Source organism: Eubacterium sp. 3_1_31 (assembly GCF_964249515.1).
GTDB lineage: Bacteria > Bacillota_I > Bacilli_A > Erysipelotrichales > Erysipelotrichaceae > Longicatena > Longicatena caecimuris.
In genome coordinates this window covers 1-11,449 of record NZ_CAXUBY010000004.1, presented here as the reverse complement: position 1 = coordinate 11,449, position 11,449 = coordinate 1, and the positions used below count along the sequence as shown (strand labels likewise).

Genomic DNA, 11,449 nt, shown 5'->3' with positions numbered 1-11,449 from the left:
TTCAGAAAGGTTTTGGGAGGTTTTCTTATGATACATACCGCAGCACAGACCCTGACCCTGTCCAGCATCAGCTGGGACTTCATTATCGGAGGATTGGCATTATTCCTTTTTGGAATCCAATTTATGGGTGACGGGCTAAAGAGTATCGCAGGAGAAAAATTAAGAGATTATATCGATAAGTACACAAACAAGCCATGGAAAGGGATCTTGGTCGGTACTATCATCACTGTATTTATTCAGTCAAGTTCAGCAACTAGCGCTATCGCAATCGGTTTTGTCCGAGCAGGCTTAATGAGCTTGGAGCAATCGGTTGGAATCATCATCGGGGCGAATATTGGTACGACCATCACGGCATTTCTGATTGGTTTAAAAGTTGAAACACTGGCATTATATTTTGTCTTCCTCGGTGTCTTAATCACATTGTTTGCAAAACGTAAAAAACAAACCTATATGGGACAGATTGTCTTAGGGTTTGGGTTATTGTTTTTTGGCCTTCGTCTAATGGGTGATGAATTGAGCAAATTGGGTGAGTTGGATTTCTTTGCAAATCTAGCTACCACCATGCAGGATCAACCAATTTTAGGATTCTTGTGTGGTATTGGAATGACTGCTGTTGTCCAATCCAGTAGTGCCGTTGTCGGCATCATTCAAAAGATTTATGATTCTGGTGCCTTGACATTGACGGCGGCTTTACCTTTTGTTTTTGGTAGTAACATAGGTACGACCATCACGGCTGTGTTTGCTTCAATCGGCGGCAGTATTTCTGCCAAACGAAGCGCTGCCGTTAATGTTTTATTTAATGTAGTTGGTTCTATCTTATTTATGTTCTTATTACATCCTTATGTAGATCTGATCACGAATTTGAGTACCACATATCATATTTCCCCAATGATGCAAATAGCGATGGCTCACATTTTGCGTACCTTAGTAATTTCCATTCTCGCCTACCCTTGCATCAATATCATGGTCAACATCATAAAGAAAGTGATTCCAGGAGAAGAAGAAAAAATCGAACTCAATCTGGATGTACTTGATCCAAAACTGGCCGCATCCTTGCCAGCTGGAGCTTTAGGTGTTAGTAAACAGGTTACCGTGAAAATGGGTGAACTAGCAGCTGATTGCATTCGCGCAAGTCAAGATTATTTTAATAAACAATCCGGCAAGTATTGCAATGCCTCTCGACAATATGAAGATGCCATCAATTCCCTGGATGCCAAGATTACAGATTATCTGGTAAATATTGCTCATAATAGTTTGAGTGAGCATGACACAGATGAATTCATTTCCAATCTGCAAGTCATTAAAAATATAGAACGTGTCGGTGATTTGACAATGAATTTAAATGAATTCTTTGAATTAACCTATGAGGATAAAGGAAACTTTACCGATGAGGCAATTCGTGATGTGAACGAAATGTATGCAACTGTTTTAGAGATGAATGAGATGGCCTTGGCTTATTTCACAAGTCGTGATGAGTCTTATTTGAAAATGTTGGATGATAAAGAAAATTATTTGGATCTTGTTGAAGAAAAAGCTCGCCAGCGTCACTTCAAGCGTATGGCTGGTGAAGTCTGTGGATCCGGTGTTGCGGCAAGTATTTATGTTGATATCCTTGGTACCCTAGAGCGTATTGGTGACCATATATGGAACATTGCAAAAGAAGATAATGAACCTATCCCAATGCACAAAACATTAGCCGAATAAGCTATTTAATTGTTTTATCATGATGAAGACCGCTTCAGTCAAGAAACGGTCTTTTTTACATACCTATTTTCAGAACCTTACCAATGCTATAGGCTTTTTTCTGATATTACTTCTATCATCCTTATCCGAAATCATAATGCTGCCCTTTTACCATATAAATGATATGTTCACAAATATTTTTTGTATGATCTCCAGCACGTTCGATATTTCTAAGCATGGCACTTATTTCAAATAGTTCTACTACCAGCGTTTCATTCGGATGTCGTAATAAATTCTGTTTCAGTTCCTCATACAGTTGGTTAATGCCTTCATCTTTTTTAGGAAGTTGAAAAGCTGCTTTTACATCACGTTGTTCATATGCCTTTAAAGTTTCTTTCAACATTTCAATAAAGCGTTTTTCCATTGCCGCCGCATATGCCATCACGTTTTCTTCTAATACTTCAGATTTAATTAAAAAAGCCGCAATATTTTTAGCATAATCTGCAATTCTCTCTAATTCACTGGCTATTTTTATATCTGCCACCACTTTGCGCAAGTCACTGGCAACCGGTGATAATAAAGCTAAAGAGCGCACGGATTGATCATTGATTTCTTCTTCTAAATGATTAATAAAATCATCTCCCTGCACTATATCCAGAGCAATTTCACGGCTTGGTTTTTCCAAAACACAAACAACTTTTTCATGCATTTGTACAACACTTTCTGCCATCCTTTTAACACTGTCTTCATTAACTTCTAGCTCTTTTTCAATTTTAACCATAATCTGACCTCCTATCCAAATCGTCCGGTGATATAATCTTCTGTACGTTTATCATCCGGCTGCTGAAAAAGTTTGCTTGTTTGATTATATTCAACAACTTCACCCAAAAGGAAAAATGCCGTTTCATCACTGATACGTGATGCTTGTTGCATAGAATGTGTTACAATGACAATCGTATAGTCTTTTTTCAATTCTTCCATTAAATCTTCAATCTTGCTTGTCGCAATCGGATCTAAAGCACTGGTCGGTTCATCCATTAAAATAACTTCCGGTTCCATAGCGATTGCACGCGCAATACATAGACGCTGCTGCTGACCTCCGGACATTCCCAAAGCACTATCCTGTAAGCGATCTTTAACTTCTTCCCATAAGGCAGCTTTTTTTAACGATTGTGCAACAATATTATCCAAAATTTTTCTTTTTTTTATGCCCTGACAACGCGGACCGTAAGCAATGTTGTCATAAATGGACATAGGAAAAGGATTTGGTTTTTGAAAGACCATACCAACTTTTGTACGTAAGTCTACAACATTCATTGAAGCATCATAAATATCAACACCATCTAATGCAATACTCCCTTCAATGCGACAGCCTTCAATTACATCATTCATGCGATTTAAGCAGCGCAAAAAGGTTGATTTACCACAGCCACTGGGGCCAATCAATGCAGTGATATGATTTTTTCTTATCGTAAGATCCACATTTATCAATGCTTGTTTTTTTCCGTAATATAAGTTCAATTTCTCTACTTGAAATATCTGTTCATCCATGTCTTTTCTCCTATCTTTCCATATTCTGTACACATAAAACGATTTACCATCTTCAGGGTTTTCCATTGCTTCTTTTTCAATACCAGGCTTTATTGAAACGCCGGCTCATCAATTTCACCAAGAGATTTAACATGAATACAAACACCAAGATCACAATTGAAATCGCACAAGCTAATTCAAAATTGGGTTGCTCACTACTCATGATGTTATAAATATGTACCGCAAGTGAAGTACCTTGGGAGAGCAGCGTTGGACTATCGTTAACATAGGTTCCCATCGTATATATTAATGCGGCACTTTCTCCGATAACACGACCAATACTCAATAAAACACCACTCAAGATGCCGGGAACGGCACATGGCAACACAATTTTAAAAATTGTCTGACTTTGGTTAGCTCCTAATGATAAAGAAGCATCACGCAGTGTTTGCGGAACGATTGCTAATGCTTCTTCGCAAGAGCGAATGATGATTGGTAATAAAATAATGGCCATTGTCAAAGAACCTAATAAAACATTCGTTGTATCAGCTCCTGCTAATTTTGTTAATGGGAATAATACAGCGACGCCCATTAAACCAAAGATGATGCTCGGGACTCCTGTCAACATCTCAATAGCACTGCGAATCCCTGAAGTGATTTTATTCTTAGCCGCATATTCATGCAAATATATGGCTGCGCCGATTCCTAAAGGTAACGCAATCAATAAGCTGATTATAATGAGATACAATGTTGTAAGTAATGAGCCACGAATACCTCCTCCAGGTGTTTTGAAATAGATTTTATTAATTGAAACGGCATCTTGATCTAGCAATCTTGCTACTGTTTTCGCATCTTGTGAAACGATATTGCCAGCTAAGCGTGTAGTTCCCTGTGTTGTTTGATAGGATAAGTTTTCTAATAAATAGCCACTTTCAGCACTTATGGAAGGCTTATTTTGACGACTTTCATCCTTAAGATGAGCAAATGGGGAAGCATCATCTATTGCTTCTACAAGAACGATAGCCTCATTATTTTCATTTCTAGCATCAACGAATCCAACACCCCAACGTTCACTCCAATACATATCATCCGAGGCATCTTCAGGTGATTTATACGTACTGGGATGATTGTTTTTCTCCTGGATACTCGTCATGTAGTTTTTTGCCCAATAATCGCCTGTTAATAATTTCATTCCAAGCATACCACTACCTTTACTAAAGATGAATATGAAGATACTCAACAATAACAATACACATATTGCACTGGATGCATATGTAAGCATGTTCAATATACCATCCGTATAACGACGTTTATTTTTTTGATTGTGCATAGTTTCATTCATTTTAATTTCCCTACTTTCTTCTTTACTAGATTCAATATTAAATTTGATAGTAGTATAACCGCCATCAGTACCAATCCAGCAGAAAAACGTATATCATAATCTAAACCGGTCGTTTCTTTCAAACCGGCCAACATGGTCGTTGTTAAAGTACGGGTAGTATCAAACAAATGAAAGGTTGGGCCAAACATCTTATTCCCTGCGACCATTGCAACAGCTGTAGCTTCGCCAAAGGCTCTGCCAATACCTAAAATGGCGCCTGCGAAAATACCTGATTTCGCTGCTGTCAAAACAACCTTAAAATGCGTTTGTGTCGCTGTAGCTCCTAAGGCCAATGAACCAAGTTCTATTTCCTTATCGACAGAGCGAATTGCCGTAATACTTAAGGCTGTAATTGTAGGGAAAATCATAATTGCCAATAATAGAATAACAGCCAATAAAGAACTTCCCCCAGCTGTAACAAAACCGAAATTAGCAGCTAAGGAACTAACAAGCAAAGTGATCGTACCAGAAGCAAATACGCCATATACGACAGAAGGTATAGATGCTAGTAATTCGATAACAGAACTCAAAAGTACGGCAATACGCTTTGGCGCTATTTTTGCGATATAAAGAGCAGTGAGCACGGATATCGGAAAGGATAGCAGCATAGCCCCAAAAGCAGAAATGAGCGTATTAACGATAATAAATCCAACGCCGTAAATCCCCTGATCTTGGCGCCATGTCATACCAGTTATAAACGGAAGAAAATCAACACTGCCATACGTATAATTGGGAAGAAAAGGTGCTATGCCTTTGATACTGATAAATACGATGATCACTGCAATCGCGCTGGATGCTAAAAGTGCCATCATCAAAAAGAGTTTTTTCATCCTTTGATCTTTTCTTAATTTCTTTTGATTCTCTATTGTATTAATATACTGTTTTACATAACTCTTCATTTTTACCCTTCCTCTTATCATAGGAAAGAACAGCTCTTCATTTCCCTTTGAGCTGTCCTTTTCAAACACGAATTATTTTACATCTTCCCAATTCGTAGTTTCACCAGTAAAGATTGCTTTTAGCTGTGCCTGTGTCAAATTGGCAAAGTCGTTATTCTCTTTATTTACAACAGCCACAACAGCATCAATACAGTATTGTCCACTCTTCATAGCTTTTGATATATCACCATCTTCTTCCTTAAAGGCACGTGATGCAAAACCGATATCGCCACGATTTGCTCCATCTTTTTCTGCACCTAATACACGTTTTGTAGCATCTCCACTACCCGAATGATTCATAACAAATTGGAAATTACCTGCCATTGGTGAAAATTGTTCTAGTGCAGCTTTTAATGTCTTTTCCACAGAAGTGGAACCACATGTCGTAATGGTAATTTTTGAATTATCTTTTGTTACAACTGGATATTTTTTCGCTAGTTCATCCCAAGATTTTGCTTTGCTCATATCAACTTCACCGCCGTTTTTCGCGACAACTGCCATACCTTCGCTGGAATTTTTAAGATAATCCAAGAATGCCAGTACCAACTGTTCTTTATCTGCACTTCCAAAATCATTTTTGGCTCTTGTCACAAAGTTGAATGGTCGCTGCAGTTGATAAGAACCATCCAATACGGTTTCGCTGCTTGCTGTTACACCCTCAAATTGCAAAGCTTTGACATTGTTCTTGGCAAAGTCTGTAGATAGTGATGTATAACCGATACCGTTTTTATCAGCACCCACTTTCGCCGCCATATCATCGTTACTGGAAACCTCATTTGCCTGCTTTGTCAGCTTTCCTTCAAAGTCTATTCCTTTCTCAAAAGCTTCTCGAGTTCCACTTGATGCATCTCTTGTATACACCTTGATAGCACCTGTTACTTTTCCTGCATCATCACCTGTTGCATTTCCACAACCTGCTAATAATCCTAACACAACTAAACTTACAAATATTTTTTTCATCTTAACCTCCATCTAACCGTTTTTTTAACGGCAACATATTCCTCCTAGAATACGCTCTTATCTTAAACCATAAATATAAATAGACCATCAATGTCGTGTTAAGCATTTGTTAAATAATTGTGATAATTACACTCTTTATAAAAAAAGAAATCATTCGGGTAATCACTAATACATTGCTTATTACCTTTCCTGTTTTTCTTACCAGCTATATAGAATTTTCCAAAATTTCCTTGCCAAGTTTATGTGATAATGCTATAATATGACAGCAGTAAAAACATGTCGCGTTCGGCAAGCGGTTAAGCCACAGCCCTCTCAAGGCTGTACCACGGGTTCAAATCCCGTACGCGATACCATGATAAAAATAAGCCCGAGTCATCGAGCTTTTTTTATGCGTGTTTAAGTATGTCGCAAAAAAGACTATTTTGACAAAATCCAATTTACCAGATAGGGATTATGTGATTAAACCATGTATCGACAATTCTGATGCATGTTAAATCTGTTATCACAATTATTGTTTTATGATGTGTTCGTAAAACAATAAAGGCTAACATGAATAGATGATTTTGCATAAAGCGAAATCAAGATGATTCATAACTGCTTACGGAGCTATATATTATACCTCTATAAAAATAACAAAAAGACACGCTTATGTATGATCACTAGGAAAGAAACCGGTTTATTTATTTTCTAAACTTGAAGGTCTCTTCATAATGTAAGCGTGTCTTTTAATTTTTTAACTTTATCCGAAATAAGGTTCCTTTGCCATAGGTGCTTTCCACTTCTATGTTACCACCATGCGCCTCAATGATGGATCTGACAATCGGCAATCCTAAACCGCTACCACCACTTTGACGACTGCGTGCATCATCTACACGGTAAAAACGATCAAAGATTTTTTCCATATCCTTCTTTTGTATGCCGCATCCTTCATCCTCTACTTCAAGGATGTAATACGTAGTTTCCATACGGGTACGTAAGGTAATGGTACCGGAATCACTATATTTAATCGCATTGCTTAGCAAATTTAAGATTACCTGAAGCATTCTTTTAGGATCACAAAAGGCATATTCTAATGTCTGATAGTCCTTTTGAATGTTCAGTTGCTTTTTTTGCGCATTTTTCCATAAAGAATCGCATGCCTTATCAAATAAAGCACAAACATCACATTTTTCACGCTCTAAAATAACATTAGACAATGATAACCGTGATAACTGTAGCAAATCTTTGACTAAGACATCTAAACGTTGTACTTCCTTTGCCATCTGTGATAAAAACTCTTTTTCCGTGATGGGATCATCAAAATCATCACGGTTTAAGATTTCTACCATTCCTTTTAATACAGAAATAGGCGTTTTTAATTCATGAGAAGCATCAGCAATAAAACGTTTCTGCATCTTTTCCCCTTCCAATGTCTTCGATATATCTTGAAACAGTACCAAACAACCGCTATATTTACTTTTCGCCAATACCGGTATGCTGATAGCTTGAAATTCTACTCCATTGATATTTATGATCTTATCCATATCACGTTCCAAGATAAAAGCATCTTTAATAAATTCACGTACTCCATGAACAAAGGGATTATCTAAATAAGTTAAAGGCTCTAAATGACTCATGCATAACGATGCTATATTGTTATGCATGACAATGTTACCAAATTGATCAATCAGCAACATGGGAAAAGGAATACTTGAGACAATTGTCAATAACTGTTTATTTTTCAAATGTGCATCTTTAGCCGTAGAACGTATTTCCTCTTGTAATTCCTTATTTTCTTTGCTTTTTTTAGATTCATACTGCTGTTCATAAACCACTTCTACAATATATAATGAGATGGCCAATAATAACAAAATCACATATACATTCCATTGTGTCTCATACGCTAGCAAAGCATAGCTGCAAGTCAAAAGAATAAACCATGCATATTTAGGCAGTTTCATGCAATTCCTCCAGTAAATAGCCTACACCTCGACTGGATTTGATATGAACATTAGAACCTTGTAATTTTGTGCGCAATTTAAAGACATGTACATCAACGATGCGCGTATCCCCATCATAATCAAACCCCCAGATATCATTTAAGATGGCATCTCTTGATAAGACGATGTTTTTATTAGATACAAAGTACTCAAGCAAGTCAAACTCTTTTTTCGTCAACGTTAAAAGCTCATCTTTCAATAAAGCTTCACGTCGCTTTAAATTGATACGTAACTCTCCAATTTCCAAGTCTTTTTCCATTCGTTTGCTCTGACGTTTCATATGAGCATTTACTCTTGCTAATAATTCTCGTGGCGAAAATGGCTTTGTGACATAATCATCCACACCTTGATCAAATGCATAAAGTATATCGGTTTCATCATCTCTAGCTGTCAGCATGATCATCACGCTGTCTACATGCTGTATACGTAATTTCTGAACGATTTCGATACCGCTGACATGGGGTAACATCCAATCAATGATTAACACATCAAAAGGTTGCTTTAAAGCAATATCCAATGCTTCTTGTCCATCCCCACTTTCTACGATCGTGTGTCCAGCTTTGCGCAGATCATAAGAAATGATCTTACGAATATTTTCTTCATCTTCAATCAGTAAGACTTTTGCCATACCTTTCTTCCTCCTGTTCATAGCGTTCAATAATCTTTTGAACCAGTGGATTACGGACAACATCAAGACTTGTCAGTTCCACAAAGGAGATTCCTTCAATTCCTTCCAACAGCTGTTTTGCATTTAATAAACCACTGTCCTTTTTCTTAATCAAATCAATCTGAGTAACATCCCCTGTAATGACGATACGAGAATGAAACCCCATACGGGTAAGAAACATCTTCATCTGCGCTCTCGTCGTATTTTGTGCTTCATCTAAAATAATAAAAGCATTATCCAATGTACGACCACGCATATATGCTAATGGCGCGATTTCAATCACTTCTTTTTCTAACAATTTTTCTACTTGTTCCTGTCCTAAGGTATCATATAATGCATCATATAACGGGCGCAAATAAGGATCAACCTTTTCCTTTAAATCTCCTGGTAAAAACCCCAGATTCTCACCAGCTTCAACTGCTGGACGCGTTAAAATAATCTTTCGTATCTCACCCTTTTTTAACAGACTAGCTGCATATACAACAGCTAAATAGGTTTTACCCGTACCGGCTACACCACTGGCAAAAACTATTTCTGATTTACACATGCATTGAAATAAATAACGTTGACCAATCGTTTTTGGATAAATCAATTTTCCATTCACTGTTTTACCAATCGGTTTTTGATAGGTCAAAGAAAGTTCATGCAAACGATGCAATTTCGCCAAACGGCATACATATTCAATATCTCTAGGTTGTACATCTAAATGCTGTTCCATCATTTGAAAAATGGCCTTAATGATTTCCTCAATTGTCGCAAACGTTGTTTTATCATCGCATAAGACACTTAGCTGATTATTGCGCATAATCATTTCACAAGCAAAGGCTTTGCGTAAGATTTCCAAGTTTTGATCCTGGGCACCGCATAATTTCACGATCCATTCCATGGGATATTCTTCTAAAGCAATAGCATAATTTTGACTCATACAGACTCCTTTATTTTTATGGTGTTGTGATATCTTGTAGTAAGGTATAATGAATCACCATCTTTATTTTACCCATATCCTTGGAGAATTGCAAAATATTTTCCTTATGAATCTTATCATCTTTATGAAAATCTTGACTGACCTGTGCTCTGGCAGCCATTAACAGTTCAAAATATTGAAAAGCCTTCGGCATTTTCGTATCATCCATGCTTACTGTCACATCTCGCCATGTGTATGCGAAGACCCGCCCTTTTACATAAACTTCTTGATTTTTACTTTTACTATCAGCGATGACATTGCTGACAAGAACATCGCCTTTATGCACAAATTCATTTACTTTATGCACTTTATTTCCATGCTGTATATCAAAACGAGCAATGACGCCATCTTGTTTGGCAATGAGTTCACGATGATGCAACGTTTCCAAAGTGGCGAATTCTTTAGGTGTATACGTGATGATATAACGGCTGCCTCGCTTTTCTATTTCCAACCAAGCAATTTCATTCTCTAGTTTCTTTTTTAAAGCTTCCTTTAATTTATTTTCATCTTGATGATGAAATGGTGTCGTATATCCCATCTGTTTTAATGTTTTTTGAATCAATATGCGACTCTCGTCTTTTTCTCCCTTGATTGTTACCTCAAAGATAGTAGAACTGAGCCCATACCAAATAAGAATGGCTGCTACCACACTCAAAAGACGTGCTGGTTTTACCATACTGCGTAACAAATACCCTAACATCCCAGTCGTTGTCAAAAGAACAGCCTTCGGCAATAAGCGATAAATCGTATGCCGCTGTAAAACAGATGTGTAGAATTGAATTTCTCTTTGATGTATCGTAATGTCATATAGTTCAAGATTTCCTTGTTTACAAATATGCAAAAATGCACTTGCATCCATCTGTACTTTCCATTTATCAAGACCAAGTTTTTTTCTAGCTTTCATATTGGAATGTCAGTTCCAGGAAGCAACCTTCCAGGAGCAGTTCCTCCTTTTCCAATGCCAGCATATGCAACTTATCTCCTCTGATTGAAATTTCCATCTGCGGCATTCGAATCTTTATGAGAGTTTCACTGACCAAAAGTACCTCTTGATAATGTTCAATTGTCATCTGGTTTTTATCAATGGAAAGCATGTCGTCACCTCTATACAAGATACGTTTTTGCTTTTCTATTTATGACTGTTTCTCTTCCGCCTCCTTCACATCTTTATTATAAAGAAGAATAAAGAGAGGATTTGTTATAATTTTGTTAATTTTGTGATACGATGAGCTTACTACAAAAAAAACAGAAAGTTTTTCAGTTTGTTTGTAATAAATATCCACCAGCTTAGCTGGTGGTTTTTACGTAATCGCCCCAAGGGGCTCAGATTCAGGCTACGCTTACCAG

At 37.2% G+C, this 11,449-nt stretch carries 11 protein-coding genes and 1 tRNA gene; 2 read left to right on the top strand and 10 right to left on the bottom strand.

Features of this window, described 5'->3' with window-relative positions:
• The first annotated feature begins 27 nt into the window (after nucleotides 1-27).
• The gene (locus ACESSZ_RS02495; protein WP_119983380.1) at nucleotides 28-1,704 is read left to right on the top strand and encodes a Na/Pi cotransporter family protein; all 1,677 of its coding nucleotides are present in this window, start codon (nucleotides 28-30) and stop codon (nucleotides 1,702-1,704) included.
• Between the two features lie 121 nt (nucleotides 1,705-1,825).
• Here the strand turns inward: ACESSZ_RS02495 and phoU are convergent, their stop codons facing one another.
• The 5 genes from phoU to ACESSZ_RS02470 form a co-directional block, all read right to left on the bottom strand.
• Nucleotides 1,826-2,464 (bottom strand): phosphate signaling complex protein PhoU, encoded by a 639-nt coding sequence (gene phoU, locus ACESSZ_RS02490; RefSeq protein WP_119983381.1) that lies wholly within the window; start codon nucleotides 2,462-2,464, stop codon nucleotides 1,826-1,828.
• Nucleotides 2,465-2,475: 11 nt separating this feature from the next.
• Entirely contained in the window at nucleotides 2,476-3,234 is a 759-nt protein-coding gene (pstB, locus tag ACESSZ_RS02485) for a phosphate ABC transporter ATP-binding protein PstB (protein WP_119983382.1), read from the bottom strand.
• Nucleotides 3,235-3,310: 76 nt separating this feature from the next.
• On the bottom strand, nucleotides 3,311-4,555 hold the full coding sequence (gene pstA / locus ACESSZ_RS02480) for a phosphate ABC transporter permease PstA (RefSeq protein WP_119983383.1): 1,245 nt from the start codon (nucleotides 4,553-4,555) through the stop codon (nucleotides 3,311-3,313).
• Nucleotides 4,552-5,493, bottom strand: a complete 942-nt coding sequence (pstC, locus tag ACESSZ_RS02475) for a phosphate ABC transporter permease subunit PstC (RefSeq protein ID WP_008688403.1) — start codon at nucleotides 5,491-5,493, stop codon at nucleotides 4,552-4,554. Before pstC ends, pstA begins: the two co-directional genes overlap by 4 nt.
• Before the next feature lie 72 nt (nucleotides 5,494-5,565).
• Nucleotides 5,566-6,492 carry a substrate-binding domain-containing protein gene (locus ACESSZ_RS02470; protein ID WP_119983388.1) on the bottom strand — a complete coding sequence of 309 codons (927 nt, stop codon included), beginning with the start codon at nucleotides 6,490-6,492 and terminating at the stop codon, nucleotides 5,566-5,568.
• Between the two features lie 278 nt (nucleotides 6,493-6,770).
• Between ACESSZ_RS02470 and ACESSZ_RS02465 the strand changes: the two genes are divergently transcribed.
• A tRNA-Glu gene (locus tag ACESSZ_RS02465) sits at nucleotides 6,771-6,845 on the top strand.
• A gap of 372 nt (nucleotides 6,846-7,217) precedes the next feature.
• Here the strand turns inward: ACESSZ_RS02465 and ACESSZ_RS02460 are convergent.
• Genes ACESSZ_RS02460 through ACESSZ_RS02440 form a run of 5 tightly spaced genes read right to left on the bottom strand, consistent with a single transcriptional unit; the run spans nucleotide 7,218 to nucleotide 11,196 of the window.
• Nucleotides 7,218-8,432 (bottom strand): sensor histidine kinase, encoded by a 1,215-nt coding sequence (locus ACESSZ_RS02460; protein WP_008688401.1) that lies wholly within the window; start codon nucleotides 8,430-8,432, stop codon nucleotides 7,218-7,220.
• Nucleotides 8,419-9,099 (bottom strand): response regulator transcription factor, encoded by a 681-nt coding sequence (locus ACESSZ_RS02455; protein ID WP_119983384.1) that lies wholly within the window; start codon nucleotides 9,097-9,099, stop codon nucleotides 8,419-8,421. The genes ACESSZ_RS02460 and ACESSZ_RS02455 overlap by 14 nt, the downstream gene beginning before the upstream one ends.
• Nucleotides 9,077-10,063: a PhoH family protein gene (locus ACESSZ_RS02450; RefSeq protein ID WP_008688399.1), complete on the bottom strand. Its 987-nt coding sequence runs from the start codon at nucleotides 10,061-10,063 to the stop codon at nucleotides 9,077-9,079. Before ACESSZ_RS02450 ends, ACESSZ_RS02455 begins: the two co-directional genes overlap by 23 nt.
• A 16-nt stretch (nucleotides 10,064-10,079) precedes the next feature.
• Entirely contained in the window at nucleotides 10,080-11,006 is a 927-nt protein-coding gene (locus ACESSZ_RS02445; protein WP_008688398.1) for a sporulation protein YqfD, read from the bottom strand.
• Nucleotides 10,996-11,196, bottom strand: a complete 201-nt coding sequence (locus tag ACESSZ_RS02440) for a YabP/YqfC family sporulation protein (protein ID WP_008688397.1) — start codon at nucleotides 11,194-11,196, stop codon at nucleotides 10,996-10,998. Before ACESSZ_RS02440 ends, ACESSZ_RS02445 begins: the two co-directional genes overlap by 11 nt.
• Nucleotides 11,197-11,449 lie beyond the last annotated feature (253 nt).